At 71.2% G+C, this 17,155-nt stretch carries 17 protein-coding genes; 5 read left to right on the forward strand and 12 right to left on the reverse strand.

What is annotated here, in order from left to right; genetic code table 11:
• Positions 1 to 1,401, reverse strand: coding sequence for a PLP-dependent aminotransferase family protein (locus C2L59_RS19220; protein ID WP_103350866.1), 1,401 nt, complete (start codon positions 1,399 to 1,401; stop codon positions 1 to 3).
• A 47-nt stretch (positions 1,402 to 1,448) separates the two neighbouring features.
• On the opposite strand from C2L59_RS19220, the gene C2L59_RS19225 reads away from it, so the two are divergent.
• The gene (locus C2L59_RS19225) at positions 1,449 to 1,907 is read left to right on the forward strand and encodes a carboxymuconolactone decarboxylase family protein (protein WP_103350867.1); all 459 of its coding nucleotides are present in this window, start codon (positions 1,449 to 1,451) and stop codon (positions 1,905 to 1,907) included.
• Entirely contained in the window at positions 1,904 to 2,098 is a 195-nt protein-coding gene (locus C2L59_RS49090) for a hypothetical protein (RefSeq protein ID WP_233223577.1), read from the forward strand. The genes C2L59_RS19225 and C2L59_RS49090 overlap by 4 nt, the downstream gene beginning before the upstream one ends.
• A gap of 6 nt (positions 2,099 to 2,104) precedes the next feature.
• On the opposite strand, the gene C2L59_RS49095 is transcribed toward C2L59_RS49090, so the two are convergent.
• Positions 2,105 to 2,587 carry a hypothetical protein gene (locus C2L59_RS49095; protein WP_146060403.1) on the reverse strand — a complete coding sequence of 161 codons (483 nt, stop codon included), beginning with the start codon at positions 2,585 to 2,587 and terminating at the stop codon, positions 2,105 to 2,107.
• A 234-nt stretch (positions 2,588 to 2,821) separates the two neighbouring features.
• On the opposite strand from C2L59_RS49095, the gene C2L59_RS49100 reads away from it, so the two are divergent.
• Positions 2,822 to 3,160, forward strand: coding sequence for a hypothetical protein (locus C2L59_RS49100; protein ID WP_103350868.1), 339 nt, complete (start codon positions 2,822 to 2,824; stop codon positions 3,158 to 3,160).
• Between the two features lie 245 nt (positions 3,161 to 3,405).
• Here C2L59_RS49100 and C2L59_RS19240 read toward each other — a convergent pair whose 3' ends face one another.
• Positions 3,406 to 4,863, reverse strand: a complete 1,458-nt coding sequence (locus C2L59_RS19240) for an MFS transporter (RefSeq protein WP_103350869.1) — start codon at positions 4,861 to 4,863, stop codon at positions 3,406 to 3,408.
• Positions 4,864 to 4,949: 86 nt separating this feature from the next.
• Here C2L59_RS19240 and C2L59_RS19245 point away from each other — a divergent pair, with 86 nt between their 5' ends.
• Positions 4,950 to 5,327: a MarR family winged helix-turn-helix transcriptional regulator gene (locus C2L59_RS19245; protein WP_103350870.1), complete on the forward strand. Its 378-nt coding sequence runs from the start codon at positions 4,950 to 4,952 to the stop codon at positions 5,325 to 5,327.
• Here C2L59_RS19245 and C2L59_RS19250 read toward each other — a convergent pair.
• From C2L59_RS19250 to C2L59_RS19280, 7 genes are all read right to left on the reverse strand, one after another.
• Positions 5,324 to 6,655 carry a S1C family serine protease gene (locus C2L59_RS19250; RefSeq protein WP_103350871.1) on the reverse strand — a complete coding sequence of 444 codons (1,332 nt, stop codon included), beginning with the start codon at positions 6,653 to 6,655 and terminating at the stop codon, positions 5,324 to 5,326. The two genes, C2L59_RS19245 and C2L59_RS19250, sit on opposite strands and share 4 nt — an antisense overlap.
• Positions 6,656 to 6,800: 145 nt before the next feature.
• Entirely contained in the window at positions 6,801 to 9,227 is a 2,427-nt protein-coding gene (locus C2L59_RS19255; RefSeq protein WP_103350872.1) for an FAD-dependent oxidoreductase, read from the reverse strand.
• 13 nt (positions 9,228 to 9,240) lie between these two features.
• Complete coding sequence (gene purU, locus C2L59_RS19260; protein WP_103350873.1) at positions 9,241 to 10,083, reverse strand: formyltetrahydrofolate deformylase; 843 nt, start codon at positions 10,081 to 10,083, stop codon at positions 9,241 to 9,243.
• Complete coding sequence (locus C2L59_RS19265; RefSeq protein WP_103350874.1) at positions 10,080 to 10,547, reverse strand: sarcosine oxidase subunit gamma; 468 nt, start codon at positions 10,545 to 10,547, stop codon at positions 10,080 to 10,082. Before C2L59_RS19265 ends, purU begins: the two co-directional genes overlap by 4 nt.
• Positions 10,537 to 13,068, reverse strand: a complete 2,532-nt coding sequence (locus C2L59_RS19270) for a 2Fe-2S iron-sulfur cluster-binding protein (protein WP_103350875.1) — start codon at positions 13,066 to 13,068, stop codon at positions 10,537 to 10,539. The genes C2L59_RS19265 and C2L59_RS19270 overlap by 11 nt, the downstream gene beginning before the upstream one ends.
• Complete coding sequence (locus tag C2L59_RS19275; protein ID WP_103350876.1) at positions 13,065 to 13,343, reverse strand: sarcosine oxidase subunit delta; 279 nt, start codon at positions 13,341 to 13,343, stop codon at positions 13,065 to 13,067. The genes C2L59_RS19270 and C2L59_RS19275 overlap by 4 nt, the downstream gene beginning before the upstream one ends.
• A gap of 10 nt (positions 13,344 to 13,353) precedes the next feature.
• Positions 13,354 to 14,565, reverse strand: coding sequence for a sarcosine oxidase subunit beta family protein (locus C2L59_RS19280; RefSeq protein ID WP_103350877.1), 1,212 nt, complete (start codon positions 14,563 to 14,565; stop codon positions 13,354 to 13,356).
• A 57-nt stretch (positions 14,566 to 14,622) separates the two neighbouring features.
• Here C2L59_RS19280 and C2L59_RS19285 point away from each other — a divergent pair, with 57 nt between their 5' ends.
• A complete protein-coding gene (locus C2L59_RS19285) occupies positions 14,623 to 15,270 on the forward strand; it encodes a GntR family transcriptional regulator (protein WP_103350878.1) in 648 nt (215 codons plus the stop codon).
• Here C2L59_RS19285 and C2L59_RS19290 read toward each other — a convergent pair.
• Both C2L59_RS19290 and C2L59_RS19295 read right to left on the reverse strand, forming a co-directional pair.
• Complete coding sequence (locus C2L59_RS19290; RefSeq protein ID WP_103350879.1) at positions 15,267 to 16,388, reverse strand: aromatic ring-hydroxylating dioxygenase subunit alpha; 1,122 nt, start codon at positions 16,386 to 16,388, stop codon at positions 15,267 to 15,269. The genes C2L59_RS19285 and C2L59_RS19290 overlap by 4 nt on opposite strands.
• A 94-nt stretch (positions 16,389 to 16,482) precedes the next feature.
• On the reverse strand, positions 16,483 to 17,070 hold the full coding sequence (locus C2L59_RS19295) for a TetR/AcrR family transcriptional regulator (protein ID WP_103350880.1): 588 nt from the start codon (positions 17,068 to 17,070) through the stop codon (positions 16,483 to 16,485).
• Positions 17,071 to 17,155: the final 85 nt, after the last annotated feature.

A 17,155-nucleotide genomic window follows, 5' to 3' on the forward strand; every position in this document is an offset into this window, starting at 1 on the left:
TCACGCGGGCGGCAGCGCGCGGCACAGCGCATCCAGCGCCGCCGGGTAGGCGTGCTCCGGCGGGGTCGCGTAGCCGACCACCAGCCCGTCCATTGTGGACATCCCGCTGTCCGGGTGCCGGAACGCGGCCAGCCCGTCCAGGGCGAGTCCCTGCCACGCCGCCGCCTTCAGCGCGGCCTTTTCCGTGCCCGGCGGGAGGCGGAGGACGGCGTGCAGGCCGGCGGCGATGCCGGTGGGCGTCACGTGCGGGGCCCGTCCGGCGAGCGCCGCCACGAGCTGGTCGCGGCGGCGGCGGTAGCGCTGGCGCATCCGGCGGATGTGCCGGTCGTAGGCGCCGGAGGCGAGGAATCCGGCCAGCGTGAGCTGGTCGAGCACGCCCGCCCACGCCTCGCGCTCGCCCTTGACCGCCAGCACCGCGTCGACGAGGTGCCCGGGCAGCACCAGCCAGCCCAGCCGCAGCGCCGGGGACAGGCTCTTGCTGACCGAACCGGCGTACACGACGTGCTCGGGGTCAAGGCCCTGGACCGCGCCGACCGGCTTGCGGTCGTAGCGGAATTCGCCGTCGTAGTCGTCCTCGATGAGCAGGCCGCCGCTCGTCCGGACGTGCCCGAGCACCGCCGTGCGGCGGTCGTGGTGCAGCGGGCCGCCGGTCGGGAACTGGTGCGCGGGCGTCAGCAGCACCGTCGGGACGGTCAGCTCGTCGACGCGGGCGCCGTGCTCGTCCAGGGGCAGGGGGACCGTGCCCACGCCGGCCGTGGCGAAGATCGAGCGGTGGAACGCGAGGCCGTAGGACTCGACGGCGACCGGCCCCGCCAGCACGGCCGGGAGCAGCAGCCGCAGGGCGTGCGCGAACCCCGAGCACACGACGATCCGCTCCGGTGACGTCCGCACGCCGCGGGCGCGCGCGAGGTACCGGGCGAGGGCCTCCCGCAGTTCCCGGCGCCCGCGCGGGTCGCCGGGGCCGAAGGCGTCGTGCGGGGCCACGTTCAGCGCGCGGCGCGCGGCGGCGAGCCATTCCGTACGCGGGAACGACGTCGCATCGGGCTGCCCCTGCCGCAGGTTGTGCAGCGGCTTCGGCGCGGCCGGGGCCTCCTTCGGCGTCCGGACCGGCTTGAGCGGCTCGGCGCGTTCGGCGACCCGGGTGCCGGAACCCTGGACGGCGGTGAGCCAGCCCTCGGCGACCAGCTCGGCGTAGGCGTCGGCGACGGTGTTGCGGGCCAGCCCGAGATCGGCGGCCAGCGAGCGGTAGGGCGGCAGCCGGGTGCCCGGCGCGAGCCGGCCGGCGCGGACGGCGTCCCGCAGCGCGGTGATCAGCGCGGCCCGCCTGCCGCCGCCGCCCGGCAGCGCCAGGTGCAGGTCGGCGCCCAGCCGCTCCCCCGAATTGACCCAGTCTTCCGGCACGGAAATGCACCCTACACACGGGTCAAACCGGCCCTAAATTTCTGGTCATGACGAACTCCCGCCTCAACTTCGCCAAGACCGCCCCGAAGGCCTTCAAGGCCCTGATCGGCTTCGACGCCGCCGCCCGCGCCGGGCTCGACCCCGCGCTGGTCGAGCTGGTCCAGATCCGCGCGTCGCAGCTCAACCGCTGCGCCTACTGCCTGCACATGCACACCTCGGACGCCCGCAAGGCCGGCGAGAGCGAGGAGCGGCTGCACATGGTCGCGGTGTGGCACGAAGCCGGCCACTTCTTCAGCGAAAAGGAGCAGGCCGCGCTGGCCCTGACCGAAGCCGTCACGCTCATCGGCGACGGCGTCCCCGACGACGTCTACGCCCGCGCCGCCGGCCAGTTCGGCGAGGAGGAGCTGGCCCAGCTGCTCGCGCTGATCTTTACCATCAACACGTGGAACCGCATCGCCATCGCGGGAGCCAAGGTGCCGGGCACGGACGAGCGGGTGGCCCGGTGAGCCGCCGGCCGGGCGCGGTGCTGGCGCTGCTGGCGTTCGCGCAGCTGATCATTTCGCTGGACTGCAACATCGTTTACGTGGCGCTGCCGGACATCGGCCGGGAACTCGGGTTCGGCGCGCAGAGCCTGCAGTGGGTGGTGAGCGCCTACGCCGTGGCCTTCGGCGGGGCGCTCCTGGGAACGACGTGCTGACCAGGGTCAGGGTCGCCGGGAAGAGCAGCGCCCCGCCCAGGCTCTGACCGGCCCGGGCCGCGAGTGCGAAGACCCGCCGCGGGCCGAACAGGTCGCACGCCCGGCCGCCGAGCACTGGGGTCCCTGCTGGGTGGCGTGCTGACGCAGGCGTTCGGCTGGGCGGCGGTGTTCTTCGTGAACGTCCCGCCGGCCGCGGCCGCCGCCGCGCTCGCGTTCCCCCTGCTGGCGGCGGATCCGGCGCGGCAGCCCGGCCGCCGGTTCGACCTGGGCCGGCGCGCTGACCGCGACGTCCGGCACGACGCTGGTGGTGTTCGCCCTGGTCGAAGGCCCGGAACCGGGCTGGGCTCTCGGCGCGGGGGCCGGCTTCGCCCTGCTGGGCGCGTTCGCCGCGATCGAACGCCGCAGCCGCGACCCGCTGCTGCCGCCCCGGCTGCTGCGCGACCGCAACCTCGGGACGGGCGTGGTGGTGACGTTCCTGTACATGGGCACGTTCGGCACGCTGCTGTACTTCCTGACCCGGGTACTTCCAGGGCGTCCACGGCTACGGCGCGCTGGCGACCGGCCTGGCGTTCGGCGTCCCGATGCCGGCGATCGCGGCGGGCTCGCAGGCCGCGGGCCGCTTGGCGACCCGCTGCGGAACCCGCCCGACGCTGGTGGGTTCGCTGGTGGTGGGCGGGGCCGGGGCGGCCTTGCTGGGGCTGTCGATGACTTCGGAAGCGTCTTATGCGGCGCTGGTTCCCGCGCTGGTGGTGCTGGGCCTGGGCCAGGGCGGGCTACACGCTGATGTTCGGCGCGGCGGCGGCCGGCATCCCGGCGGCGGACCAGGGGGTGGCGTCCGGAGTGGCGTCGACGGCCCAGCAGGTCGGCGGTTCGGTGGGGCTCGCGGTGTTCGTGGCGGTGGCCGACGCGGGCACGCACGGCCTTTCCGGCGAGGCCCTGCGACTGGCCACTGTGGACGGACTGCGGACGGCGGTTCTGCTGGCGGCGGCGGGGATCGCGGTGACAGCGGTGGCGGCTTTGCGCTTCCGCGGCAGGCTCCGGAACGCGGTGGTGGCTGCCTGAGCAGCCCCCGATTTCCACGCTAGCGGAAGGCACCGACAGTTCCGGCGCCGTGCTCACCCGGCCGGCGCCCCAATGTGGCGTTCGGTGCATCCAACGCACCCAATGTGGCGTTCGGTGCGTCCAACGCACCCAAAGCGGCGTTCGGTGCATCCCACGCACTCAACGCCACATTGGGGCGTTTTGGGCGGCGGGTGCGCGGAAGGACCACCATCCCCCAGCGATGGTGGTCCTTCCGCCTTTCCCGATCAGTCCGCGAGCGCGAGCAGGTCCTCTTCCACGACCGGCTTTTCGGCCGGCTGCTTCCGGGCCGCCAGGCCGCTGATCGCGACCAGCAGGCCCAGCACCGCGATCCCGGTGACCACGCTCAACGCCGGCGTCAGGCCGGTCAGCAACGCGGCCGGGGACGCCTCGCGGCCGCCGTTGGCGGTCAGGACCGCCGTCACCACCGCCAGGCCGATCGCGCCGCCCACCTGCAGGGACGTGTTCAGCAGGCCGCCCGCCAGGCCCTGCTCGTCGTCCGAGATGCCCGCCGTGGCTTGGATGTTCAGCGACGAGAACGCCAGCGTGAAGCCGATGCCGAGCAGGACCATGCTCGGCAGCACGCTGCCCGCGTACCCCGAGTGCTCGTCGATGCGCAGGAACAGCGCGTAGCCGATGACGTGCGCGACCACGCCCGCGAAGATCGTGCGGGGCGTGCCCACGCGGTCGATCAGCGGCTCGATGCGCGGCGAACCGAACGCCACGATCAGCGCCGCCGGCAGGAAGCCGAGCGCCGTCTGCAGCGCCGACCAGCCCAGGACCCGCTGCAGGTACAGCATCACGACGAACTGGAAGCCGATGTACGCGCCGAAGAACAGCGCGCCGCCGAGGTTCGCGCGGGCCAGCCGGCCGGAGCGCAGGATGCCCAGGCGCAGCAACGGGTGGCGGCTGCGCTTCTCGATCACCACGAACGTCACCAGCAGCGCCAGCGCGACGGCGAACGTGATCAGCGTGCGCGGGGCGGCCCAGCCGACCTCCGGCGCCTCGACCACGCCGAACACCAGCAGCAGCGAACCGGCCGCGCCGGTGATGGCGCCCGGGAAGTCGTAGCCGCCGCCGGTTTCGGCGCGGTACGACGGGATCAGCTTCCACGCCGCGACCAGCGCCACCAGGGCGATCGGGGCGGGCAGCAGGAACGTCCAGCGCCAGCCGACCTCGGTCAGCAGGCCGGAGAACACCAGGCCGGCGGAGTAGCCGCTGGCGCCGAACACGGCGAAGATGCTGATCGCCTTGTTGCGGGCCGGGCCCTCCTGGAACGTCGTGGTGATGATGGACAGCGCGGCCGGCGCCGTGAACGCGGCGGCCAGGCCCTTGATGAACCGGCTCGCGATGAGCAGGGCGCCGTCGTCGACGAGGCCGCCGAGCAGCGAGGCGAGCGCGAAGATCGCGACGGCGACGAGGAACACGCGCCGGCGGCCGAGCAGGTCGGCGGTGCGGCCGCCGAGCAGCAGCAGCCCGCCGTAGCCGAGCACGTAGCCGCTGACGACCCATTGCAGCGCGTTGGTGGACAGGCCGAGGTCGGCCTGGATGGCCGGGAGCGCGACGCCGACCATCGACACGTCGAGCGCGTCGAGGCCGATGACGATCGAAACGGTGAGCAGGACACCCCAGAGACGTGCATCCCACCGGGTCGAGGTGGTGGACAAGGACACGGAAGAGCTCATGGCGGCGACATTACATGCACGCGCATCTAATGTCCAAGCATTAAATGCGTTTGCATCTGATGCCCCTGCATGCTAAGTTGGTCGCCGTGAGCGACGTCGCTGGTGAGCAGGGTCTGGTCCAGGAGTGGCACGAGCTGCTGGCCCGCTACTCGGCCGTGTTCAGCACGCTGGAGTGCCGCCTGCAGGAGCGCCACGGCATCGGCGCGAACGAGTTCGAGGCCCTCGAGCGCCTCGCGACCTGCGACTTCAAGTGCCGTTCGGCCGACCTCACCGGCGCCATCCACCTCAGCCAGAGCGCCACGTCGAGGCTGGTCGCCCGCCTGGAGAAGGAGGGCTTGGTCGAGCGCGCCCTGTGCGAGCTGGACCGGCGCGGCATCTTCGTGACGATCACCGACGCGGGCCGGGAGAAGTACCTCGCGGCCAAGCAGACGCACCGCGAGGTACTGGCGGAAACCCTGGGCTAGCCCACCGGGCCCTCGACCGTCTTCACCCGGAGCTGCCGCTCACCACCGCCGGCGCCGGTCACCGTGAGGGTCAGCTGGTCGCCCGGGTGGTGGGTGTCCATCACGTTCGTCAACGCGGTCGCCGAGGCGGTCGGCCTGCCGTCGATTGCCGTGATCACGTCGCCGGCCGTCAAGCCGCCCTTCTGGGCCGGGCCGCGCTGGACGACCTCGCGGACCCTCGCCCCGCCCTGGCCGTCCGATACCGAGACGCCGATGAACGCCGTCTTGCCGATGTGGATCTTGTCCGAGGCCGTGCCCGCGACGATCTCGTGGGCGATGTCGACGGCCTGGTTGATCGGGATGGCGAAACCCTGGCCGGCGCCGCCGCTGCGGCGGCCGTTCAGCTGGTAGCCGGTCGACGCGGCCGTGTCCACGCCGATGACCTGGGCGTCCGCGTTGACCAGCGGGCCGCCGGAGTCGCCCGACTCGATGTTCGCCCGGACCTGGATCAGCCCGGTGAGCTGCTCGGACGAGCCGCTGGACTCGTCGGAGGCGGTGATCGACTGGTCCAGCGCCGTCACCGTGCCCGGCGCGGGCACCGGGTCGCCGCCGCGGCCGCCGGCGTTGCCGAGGCCGAGGATCTGGTCGCCGACCTCGACCTTCGACGAGTCGCCGATGGTCGCGGTGGGCAGCCCGGACGCGCCGCGCAGCTGGATGACGGCAACGTCCTCGGTGCGGTCGTAGCCGACCACCTCCGCCTGGTACGTGTCGCCGGTGCCGATGCTGGTGACCTTGATGCTGGTCGCGCCGGCCACGACGTGGTTGTTGGTGAGCACCTCGCCGTCGGCGGTGAGCACGATGCCGGTGCCCGCCGCGGCCGCGCCCTGCAGCCCGAGCTCGGTGGTGATGTTCACGATGGCCGGGTTGACCTTCGCCGACACGGCGTCGACGTCGAGTACCGTCTTCGCCTCGCTGGGCTGCCCGGAGAAGCCGAAGTTCTGGTTGCCGCCCGCGGTGGGGGCGCCCGCCCCGGAGATCAGGTGCCCGATCCCCAGCCCGGCGACGACGGCCAGCGCGATCGCCACGACGGCGACGCTCAGCGCGCGCAGCGGGTGCCGCCGGCGCGGCGGCGGCCGGTAGGCGGGTTGGGGGTAGGCGTAGATCGGCTGCGGGTACGGCGGGTACGGGCGTCCCCACTGGTCACGGGGCTGGTCGTACTGGTGCTGGTGGTGGCCCCGGTGGTCCTGCGGGTAACCGTTCGGGCCGTAGTAGTCCGGCGAGTAGCCGCCCTGGCCGTAGCCGTACGGGTACTCGCCGCCGCCCTGCGGTCCTCGGTCGTACTCGCTCATGCACAGCTCCAGCTCTCGACCAGCCTCCGGCCCACACCAGGAAACGCCCCAATCCTGAGAATTTCCTGGTGCGCTTCCATGGACTTGCTGTGGATTACCCGTTCGGGAGCCGGAGGTGACCGGAGGTGACCGGACGTGACCGGCGTTACCGCCGGATCCGTTCCATGCCGGGGTCGACCAGTGGCTCGGCGGCCACGGTGGCCGCGACCCGGCGGCCGAAGTACTCGATCTCCACGCTGCTGCCGACGTCCGCCGACGCCGGGAGCCACGCGTAGGCGATCGGACGGCCCACCGTGTACCCGTACGCGGCACTCGTGACGTACCCGGCGGCCACGCCGTCGACGAACACCGGTTCCTTGCCCAGCACGACCGTGCGGCCGTCGTCGATCGTCAGGCACCGCAACCGGCGTGCCGGCGTCCGGCCCTCGATCGCGGTCCGCCCCAGGAAGTCACCCTTCGCCAGGCGCACCGCGAAGCCGACGCCGGCCTCGTACGGGTCGTGCTCGGTGGTCATTTCGGTGCCCCACAGCCGGTAACCCTTCTCCAGCCGCAGGCTGTTGAACGCCGCCCGCCCGGCCGCGATCACGCCCAGGGGCTGCCCGGCCGCCCACAACGCGTCCCACAGCCGCAGGCCGTTGTCCGCGCCGGTGTAGATTTCCCAGCCCAGTTCACCCACATAGGACAGTCGCATCGCAACCACCGGCACGCCGGCGATCCGCGCCCTGCGCGCCCGGAAGTACTTCAGGCCGGCGTGCGAGAAGTCCTCATGGGACAGTGGCTGCACGAGGTCCCGTGCCAGCGGGCCCCAGACGCCGATGCAGCACGTCCCGCCGGTGATGTCCCGGACCTGCACGCCGGCCGGTGCGTGCTTGACGAAGTGGTCGACGTCGATGTTCCCGTTGAGGCCGACCTGGAACACCTCCGGCTCCAGGCGGGCCACCGTGACGTCGCTGCGCACGCCACCCGCGGCATCGAGCATCAGCGTGTACGTCACCGACCCGACCGACTTGTCGAGCTGGTTGGTGGTCAGCGACTGCAGCAGCTCCAGCGATCCCGGCCCGCTGATCTCGACCCGCTTCAACGGAGTCATGTCGTACAGCGCGACACCGTTGCGCGTGTGCCACGCCTCGGCGGCCACGATCGGCGAGTGGAACTGCGCCGACCACGCGTCCCGCGCCGGTGGGAGCGCGTCGTGCGGGAGCTTCTTCAGCAACGGCGCGTTGGCCTCGAACCAGTGCGGCCGCTCCCAGCCGCCCGCCTCCAGGAACACCGCGCCCAGCTCGCGCTGCCGCGCGTGGAACGGCGTCACCCGCAGGTCGCGCGGGGACAGCTTGGGCTGCAACGGGTGCAGGATGTCGTAGACCTCGACGAAGTTCTGCTGCGCCGTCTCGCGCACGTACGACGGCGCGAGCTGGACCTCCTCGAAGCGGTGGACGTCGATGTCGTGGGTGTCCACTTCCGCATGCCCGTCGACGAGCAGCTGGGCGACGGCCTTGGCGATGCCCGCGGAGTGCGTCACCCAGATCGCCTCGGCCAGCCAGAATCCGCGGACGTCGGCCGACTCGCCGACCAGCGACTGGCCGTCCGGGGTGAAGGAGAAAATTCCGTTGAAGCCCTCTTCGACCTTGGTCGCGCCCAGCGCGGGCAGCAGCAGCTTGCTCTCCTCCCACGACGGCGCGAAGTCGTCCTCGGTGAAGGGCAGCATCGACGGCATGGCCGTCCCGCAGACCGTCGGATCCAGAGTGGACTCGTCGACCGGCATCGGCCGGTGCGCGTAGGAGCCGATGCCGAGCCGGTCGACGTGCTCGCGGAAGTACAGGTCCTGGTCCTGGTGCCGCAGGATCGGCAGGCTCGCCTCGATTTCCTCGGTGTTGCGGCCGGCGAGTTCCGCGACCTGCCCGGTCGTCACGTACTGGTGGGCCAGCGGCAGCAGCGGGACGTCCATACCCACCATCGCGCCGATTTCGCGGCCCCAGAACCCCGCGCACGAGACGACGACGTCGGCGGGGAAGTCGCCCTGGTCGGTCCGGACGCCGGTGACGCGCCCGCGGTCGGTCAGAACGTCGGTCACCTTCGTGGACCCGATGAACCGGGCCCCGCGCGAACCCGCCCGCGCGGCCAGCACCTCGACGGCTTTCACGGCCCGCGCGAGCCCGTCGGTGGGGACGTGCAGCGCGCCGAAGATCCGTGAACCGTCCAGGAGCGGCCACCGCTCGACGCACTCGGCCGCGTCGATCAGCCGGCCGGGCACGCCCCACGACGTCGCCCAGCCGTGCTTGCGCTTGAGGTCCTCCCAGCGCGCCGGGGTGGTCGCCACCTCCATCCCGCCGACCTGGAGGAAGCAGTCCAGGCTCAGCAGCTTTTCGACGGTGTAGCGAGCGAAGTCCGTCATCGCCTTGGAGGGGTTGGTCTGGAACACCAGGCCGGGCGCGTGCGAAGTGGAGCCGCCGGTGCGCGGCAGCGGGCCCCGGTCGAGCACGGTGACGTCGGTCCAGCCGCGGGCGGTCAGCTCGTCGGCGAGGTTCGCGCCGACGATGCCGGCGCCGATGATCACGACCTTCGGTGCACTCATGGCGGAACTCCTTCTACCGGAACACAACAGTGCTGTTGCCGTTGAGCAGGACACGGCGTGCACAGTGCCAGCGGACCGCACGCGAGAGGGCGAGGGCCTCGGCGTCGCGGCCGACGGTCACCAGCTCGCGCGGCGAGTACGTGTGGTCGACGCGCTGGACCTCCTGCTCGATGATCGGGCCCTCGTCGAGGTCGGGGGTGACGTAGTGCGCGGTCGCGCCGACGTACTTGACGCCGCGGTCGTAGGCCTGGTGGTAGGGCTTGGCGCCCTTGAAGCCGGGCAGGAACGAGTGGTGGATGTTGATCGCGCGGCCTTCGAGCTTCTGGCACAGCTCGTTGGACAGCACCTGCATGTAGCGGGCGAGCACGATCAGGTCCACTTCGTACTCCCCGATCAGGTCGAGCAGCCGTTGCTCGGCCTCCGGTTTGGTGTCCGGCGTGACCGGGACGTGCACGAACGGCACGCCGGCCGCCTCGGCCATCGGCCGCAGGTCTTCGTGATTCGAGACGACGACCGCGATCTCCGCGCCGAGTCCGCCGGCACGCCAGCGGAACAGCAGGTCGTTGAGGCAGTGGCCGAACTTCGACACCATCACGAGGACCCGCGGTGGCGTCCCGTCGGAGACGCCGAACTCCATGCCGAAGTCCCCGGCCACCGGGGCGAACGCGCGGATCAGGTCGTCCACTGTGGTCGGTTCGGTGCAGGTGAACGACGTGCGCAGGAACAGCGAGCCGCGGACGTCGTCGTCGAACTGCTGGTGCTCGACGATGTCGCAGCCCTGCCCGACGAGGAACGTCGTGACGGCGTGCACGATGCCCGCGCGTTCGGGACACTTGAGGGTCAGGGTGAAGGTCACGAGACGTACTCCAGGCTCGCGTCGGCCAGCCAAGCCTTGAAGTAGTCCGAAAAGGACTGCCGCACGAGGATCGTGTAGCCCTCTTCCCGGACCATGAGCACGATCCCGGTCCGCGCCAGCAGGGTCTGCACGCAGGTACCCGGCGGCGCCACCTCCAGGTCGATCGAGCAGCCGTGCGCCAGCACGTCGGCCGCGTGCGACCCGGTGAGCCGCACGACGTTGCGCTGCGCCGACACATCCACGACGGCGGCACTTCCCCGTGAAAGTGCCGCTTCCAGCTCGGCCTGGCGGCCGGGTTCGGCGAGCACCAGGTACTCGTCGGGGCCCATCCACAGGACGTCGGCGCCGCTGCCGCTGGTGAAGGTGCACGGGTCCGGCAAGGGGACGCCGAGCAAGGTCTGCCCGCCGCGGAGGCGGACGGTGAGCTGGGTGCGGAACGGTTCGTCGACCGCGTCAACCGTCACGGCGGGCTCCTTCCTTGTCGAAGAGGACGGATTCGGTCACGGTCACCGGCACCACCTGATCGCCGACCGGCACGTACAGCGTCTCGCCGATCCGTGCGCGGCCGGAGCGCACCAAGGCGAGGGCGAAAGTACGGCCGAGGGCGGCGCTGTCGTAGCTGGACGTGACGTGGCCGAGCATCCGCACCGGCGGGTTCCCGACGGTTCCGGATTCGATGATCTGCGACCCCTCCGGCAGCAGCACCGAGGGATCGACCGGCACCAGGCCCACGAATTGCTTCCGGTCGGGCCGGTTGTTCTCGGCGCGGGCGAACGAGCGCTTGCCGATGAAGTCGGCTTTCTTCTTCGACACCGCCCAGGACAGGCCGAGGTCCTGCGGGGTGACCGTGCCGTCGGTGTCCTGGCCGATGATCGGGTAGCCCTTCTCGGCGCGCAGGACGTGCATGGTCTCGGTGCCGTACGGCGTGACCCCTTGGTCCACTATGGACTGCCAGAGCGCGGGACCGTGCCACGACGGGACGTTGATCTCATACGCCAGTTCGCCGGAGAAGCTGATCCGGCACACGCGCGCCGGGAGGCCGGCCACCTCCGCGTCCTGCCAGGTCATGAACCCGAAGGCTTCGTTCGAGACGTCAAGAACCGGGGCCAGGCGGCCGAGGACTTCCCGGGAACGCGGGCCGACCAGCGGGATCGTGGCCCAGTGCTCGGTGACCGAGCTGGCGAACACCTCCAGGTGCGGCCACTCCGTCTGCAGCCACTCCTCCATCCACTCGAGGATCTTCGCCGCGTTGCCGGTGGTCGTGGTGACCAGGAACCGCTCCTCGCCGACGCGGATCACCGTGCCGTCGTCGATCACCATGCCGTCCACACCGCACATCACGCCGTAGCGGATCCGGCCGACCTTCAGGTTGCTCATCAGGTTCGTGTAGAGCATGTCGAGGAACCAGCCGGCGTCCGGGCCCTGGACGTCGATCTTGCCCAGCGTGGACCCGTCCATGCACGCCACGTCGTTGCGCGCGGCGCGGCATTCGCGCCGGACGGCGTCGGCCATCGGCTCGCCGGGCCGCGGGTAGTACCACGGCCGCTTCCACTGGCCGACGTTCTCGAACTCGGCGCCGTGCCCGACGTGCCACGGGTGGATCGTGGTGACACGCACGGGATCGTGCAGCTCGCCGCGGTTCCGCCCGGCCAGTGCGGCGAACGACACCGGCGTGTACGGCGGCCGGAACGTGGTCGGACGGCGGTCGGCGAGATCGACACCCAGAGCTTCGGCGGTGATGCCGGCGGCGAGCATGCCGGAGGTCCTGCCCTGGTCGTGCGCGGTCCCGATGGTCGTGTAGCGCTTGACGTGCTCCAGCGAACGCAGGCCGGCACCGGTGGCGCGCAGGACGTCGGACACCGTGGCGTCGCGCTGCTGGTCGACGAACCGGGTGTCCACTTCGGACTCGGGCGCCGGGACCTGCCAGAGCACCTCGGTCTCCGGCAGCCCTTCGCCGGCGGCGGCGCCGACGACGGTCACGTTCGCGAGCGAGCCGTCCGGGACGTACGCACCGAGTTCCGGGGCGTACCGGAGGGTGCCGCGGGCCTGGCTGTAGAGGTGCACGGCCGGGTTCCAGCCGCCGGACACGAGCAGCAGGTCGCACTCGACCCGCTCCCCCGCCATCGAGCCCAGTTTCGCCACGTGGGCGGCGGTGATGTGCTCGCCGCCGTCGGTGCCGATGACGCCGTAGCCCTCGCGAGCGTCGACGATTCGCACGATCTCGGCCCCGGCTCCGGCCAGCTCGGAGGCAGCCTCGTAAGCGGAGTCGTTGGTGGTGAACACGACCACGCGCCGCCCGGCCAGGACGCCGTACCGGTTCAGGTACGTGCGCGCGGCCGACGCGAGCATGATGCCGGGACGGTCGTTGTCCGGGAAGACGATCGGCCGTTCGTGCGCACCGGTCGCGATGATGATCCGCTTCGCCCGGATCCGCCAGACCCGCTGCCGCGAGATCCGCTCGGGGGGTTCGCCTCGGCGTTCCAGGGCAAGCACGAAACCGTCGTCGTAGACACCGAACGCCGTGGTGCGCGAAAGGAACCGGACGCCTTCGGGCGCCTCGCCGTCGGGCTGGTCGTCGATGAGCAGCACCCGGCCGGAAGCGGCGGCAGCGGCGGCGCGGCCGGCGGGTCCGGCGCCGACGACCAGGACATCGCAGTGGGCGTGCTTCGCGTCGTACCGGGCCGGGTCCGGCTCGGCGGCCAGCCGGCCCTGACCACGCAGGCCGCGCGCCTCCAGACCGTCGTACAGCTCGACCGTCGTCGCCGACAGCATCGGCTCCGGGAACGGGTTTTCGATCTGCACCAAGGCGTTCGAGTCTTCGACGCCGGCCGCGAAGATCCCGCGCGGTCGCCCGTACTTGATGCTGGTGGCGACCTGGTGAATGCCGTTGGCCAGCAACGCGGACGCCAGGGTGTCGCCGAGGAAACCGGTCAGCTCGCGGCCGTCGAAGGTGAACTTGAGCGGGACGCCGGACAGCCGGGTCATGAGATCACCGGCCTGGGCTCGTCGAGGCGGTAGACCGCCAGGAGGTCGTGGGTGCGCGTGTCGCGGACGGCGTTGAACCACCGACGGCAGCCCGCGGAGTGGCTCCAGCGCTCGGCGAACGGTCCGCTCGGGTTGTCACGGAAGAAGACGAACTTGGCCCAGTCCTCATCGGACAGTGCCGACGGATCCGAGGGGTAGGCGACGTGCGCCTGGCCGCCGTAGTGGAACTCGGCTTCCTCGCGCGGCCCACACCAAGGGCAGGGGATCAGGTGCATCAGAACGCTCCTAGTGCGCCACGGCGGCGGCGCCGTGCTCGTCGACGAGGGCACCGGTGGTGAACCGGTCGAGGGCGAAGGGCTCGGCGTACTCGTGCGGCTTGCCGCGGGCGATGGTCGCCGCGAAGACGTCCCCGACGCCGGGGGTCGCCTTGAAACCGCCGGTGCCCCAGCCGCAGTTGAGGAACAGGTTTTCCACCGGCGTCAGGCCGATGATCGGCGAGGCGTCCGGGCTGGTGTCGACGATCCCGGCCCACGTCCGCAGCAGGTGCGCCCGCGCGAACACCGGGAACAGCTCCAGCGCGGCGGCCATCTGCTGCTCGATGATGTGGAACGAGCCGCGCTGGCCGTACCCGTGGTAACTGTCGATGCCGGCGCCCATGACGAGCTCGCCCTTGTGCGCCTGGGAAACGTAGACGTGCACGGCGTTCGACATGACGACCGTCGGGTGGATCGGTTCCAGCAGCTCCGACACCAGCGCCTGCAACGGGTGCGACGTCAGCGGCAGGTCCAGGCCGACCATGCGAGCCAGCACCGACGTGTGCCCGGCCGCGCACAGCGCCACCTTGCCCGCGGCGATCCGGCCCCGGGACGTCTCGACGCCGGTGACCCGGCCGCCGCCGGTCGTGATGCCGGTGACCTCGCAGTTCTGGATGAGGTCGACGCCCAGTTCGTGCGCGGCACGCGCGAAACCCCAAGCCACGTAGTCGTGCTTCGCGATACCCGCGCGTGGCTGGAAAGTCGCGCCGAGCACCGGGTAGCGGACGTCCGGCGAGGTGTTGACGATCGGGCAGATCTCCTTGACGCCGTCGGCGTCCACCCATTCGGCGTCGATGCCGTTGAGCTTGTTGGCCTCGACGCGGCGGACGCTGTCGCGGACGTCCTGCAGGCTGTGCGCCAGGTTCAGCACCCCGCGCTGGCTGAACAGGATCGGGTAGCCGAGGTCCTCTTCGAGCCCTTCCCACAGCTTGAGGGAGTGCTCGTAGATGCCGGAGCTCTCGTCCCAGAGATAATTGGAGCGGATGATCGTGGTGTTGCGGGCCATGTTCCCGCCGGCGAGCCAGCCCTTCTCGAGCACGGCGACACCTCTGATGCCCTGTTTGGCCAGGTAGTAAGCGGTGGCGAGGCCGTGCCCACCGCCGCCGACGATGACGACGTCGTAACTCCGGCGAGGCTCGGGGTTGTCCCAGAGAAAGTCCGGGTGCTCCGGCAGGTCGGTCATCGCGAACCTTCCGTGGTCGACTTCTGATATATCAATCGTCGATGTAGGCTAAGCGCCATGCATCCGCAGGTCAATCCCCCGTCGCTGGCCGAACAGGCGTACCTGTTCGTCCGTGATCGCCTGGTCATGCTCGACATCCCGCCGGGCTCGCCCCTCAACGAGGAGGAGCTCGGCGCCGCGCTCGGCATGGGCCGGACGCCGATCCGCGAGGCGCTGAAGCGGCTGGAGTCCGAACGCCTGGTCGTCGCCTACCCGCGACGCGGCACGTTCGCCACCGACGTCAACATCTCCGACCTCGCGCACATCTCCGAGGTCCGGCGCACGCTCGAACCGATGGCGACGGCCGCCGCGGCCGAGCGCGCGACCGCGGCCGACCGGGCCACCCTGACCGAACTGCGCGCGCAGCTCGACGCCGACGTCCCGGGCCGGGACAACGCCGACCTGCTGCGCACCGACCTCGCCCTGCACCGGGCGGTCTACCGGTGCGTGCACAACCCGTTCCTCGAAGACACGCTCATCCGGTACGACAACCTGGCCACCCGGATCTGGTGCGTGTTCGTGCCCCGGCTGCCCGGGATGGCCGGCCACGTCCACGAACACGTCCCGCTCCTCACCGCGATCATCGAGGGCGACGGCGAGAAGGCCGCTGCCCTCACGCTCGAGCACGTCGCCGGGTTCGAGGCCGCCATCCGCGCGCTGATCTAGCCGCTCAACCGGGCGCGGACCCAGTCGTGGAAGGCGCCGATGTGGTGCTCGCTGGGCACGAGTACCCCGCCCCGCGCGTACGCCCGCGAGCCCATCGCCAGCTGGCAGCGTTCGCACGCCTCGAAGTCCTGCAGGTTGACGCGGTGGAACAGCTCGACCGACCGGCTCAGGTCGCGCCCGGAATCGACGACTTCGGGCAGGTACAGCCAGTCGCAGCGGACCAGCGTCCGGTCCGGCGCCAGCGGGAACATCCGGTGGATGATCACGTGGTCCGGGACCAGGTTGACGAAAACGCCCGGTTTGATGGTGATCGCGTAGTACTTGCGGTCCTGGGCCTCGGTGACGCCGGGCAGGCGGTCGACGCCTTCGCTGCCGTCGACGGTGAAACCCTTGATCCCGCCGCCGAACTCGGCGCCGTGGCCGACGTAGTACTGCGCCGCGTAACCGTCGGCGAACTCCGGGAGCACCTCGGTGAGCTCCGGGTGGATCGTCGCGCAGTGGTAGCACTCCATGAAGTTCTCGATGATCTGTTTCCAGTTCGCCTTCACGTCGTACTCGATGCGCTTGCCCAGCGCGAGGCCGTCGATGCCGTAGGCGTCGATCTCGGCCGGCCCGCCGAGCCGCTCGGTGACGGCCCCGATCACCGTCTCTTCGAACGACGGCGGCTCGCCGGCCAGGCAGACCCAGGCGTACCCGAGCCATTCGCGCAGGTGCAGCCGGGTCAGCCCGAACTCGGTGCGGTCGACGTCCGGCATCCCGGTGAGGTTCGGCGCCGCGATCAGCTTGCCGTCGAGGCCGTACGTCCAGGCGTGGTACGGGCACTGGAAGGCACGCTTGACCGTGCCGCTCTCCGACGTGCACAGCCGGGCGCCGCGGTGGCGGCAGACGTTGAGGAACGCGTTCAGCTTGCCGTCCCGCCCCCGTGAGACCAGGACGCTCTCCCGGCCGATCTGCACGGTCTCGAACGCTCCCGGCCCGGCGAGGTCGGCGCTGCGCACGGCGCAGAACCAGTCGGCCTCGAAGATTTTCGCCTGCTCGGCCGCGAAGATCGCCGGGTCGGTGTAGGAGCTGCCGGGCAACGTGGCGAGCAGGCTCGGCGGGAGATCGATTGCGGTCACCGGCGTGGTCCTCTCCGCGGATCAGAACGGGAGTTGCGCAGAACGCGTCTTGTTGCTCACTCCGGAACAGAGTGACTGCCGCCACGCACGGCTGTCAACAAGTTCGGCCCGGCGGTCCCTCGATCGCCCGGCGGAACAGGGTTTCGATCTCCTCGCGGGTGGGGCGCGGGTCGGCCAGCGCGGCCTGCATCAGGAGGCCGCAGAACAACCCGGCCAGCAACCGGCCGGTGAGGGAATCGGTGCGGGAGCCGAAGAACGCGATCAGGGCGTCGTCCCAGGCCGCGCTCGCCTTGCGCAGCGCCGGCCGGTGCAGGGCCGCGACGTACAGGTCGTACTCGACGACCGTGTCCCGGTACTGCTCGTTGATGTAGCCCATCACCAGTTCGGCGAGCGCCGCGGCGAAGTCGGCGTCCGGCGGCAGCGCCGACTCCCACTCCTTCAGCGCGTGGACGTTCTTCTCGGCCGCCTCGTGCAGGGCGACCTCCAGCAGGTCGTCCAGGGTCGCGAAGTGGTAGGTCGTCGAGCCGAGCGGGACACCGGCCGCCGCCGCCACCGAGCGGTGCGTGACCCCGTCGATCCCTCGCTGCGCCACCACCTCGATCGCCGCCTTGGCGATCCGCGCGCGGCGCTCGGGATCGTTCGGACCGCGGCGCCGCGTCGCGCCGGGTTCGCTGTTCGCCACCGGGCCTCCTTGTGGACATCTGTACACACTTCGCGTACAAATGTACGCACTCTGGACGTGAAGCAGCCACTACCGCTCCGGGAAG

Source organism: Amycolatopsis sp. CA-128772, from assembly GCF_002904295.1.
Classification (GTDB): Bacteria; Actinomycetota; Actinomycetes; order Mycobacteriales; family Pseudonocardiaceae; genus Amycolatopsis.

Excerpts from the sequence above, each read along its gene's own strand:
- C2L59_RS19275 (WP_103350876.1), bottom strand. The coding sequence starts at position 13,343 with ATGCACCTGATCCCCTGCCCTTGGTGTGGGCCGCGCGAGGAAGCCGAG.
- C2L59_RS19270 (WP_103350875.1), bottom strand. The coding sequence starts at position 13,068 with ATGACCCGGCTGTCCGGCGTCCCGCTCAAGTTCACCTTCGACGGCCGC.
- C2L59_RS19255 (WP_103350872.1), bottom strand. The coding sequence starts at position 9,227 with ATGAGTGCACCGAAGGTCGTGATCATCGGCGCCGGCATCGTCGGCGCG.
- C2L59_RS19280 (WP_103350877.1), bottom strand. The coding sequence starts at position 14,565 with ATGACCGACCTGCCGGAGCACCCGGACTTTCTCTGGGACAACCCCGAG.
- C2L59_RS49100 (WP_103350868.1), top strand. The coding sequence starts at position 2,822 with ATGCGGCGCTGGTTCCCGCGCTGGTGGTGCTGGGCCTGGGCCAGGGCG.
- C2L59_RS19250 (WP_103350871.1), bottom strand. The coding sequence starts at position 6,655 with ATGAGCGAGTACGACCGAGGACCGCAGGGCGGCGGCGAGTACCCGTAC.
- C2L59_RS19225 (WP_103350867.1), top strand. The coding sequence starts at position 1,449 with ATGACGAACTCCCGCCTCAACTTCGCCAAGACCGCCCCGAAGGCCTTC.
- C2L59_RS19285 (WP_103350878.1), top strand. The coding sequence starts at position 14,623 with ATGCATCCGCAGGTCAATCCCCCGTCGCTGGCCGAACAGGCGTACCTG.
- C2L59_RS19240 (WP_103350869.1), bottom strand. The coding sequence starts at position 4,863 with ATGAGCTCTTCCGTGTCCTTGTCCACCACCTCGACCCGGTGGGATGCA.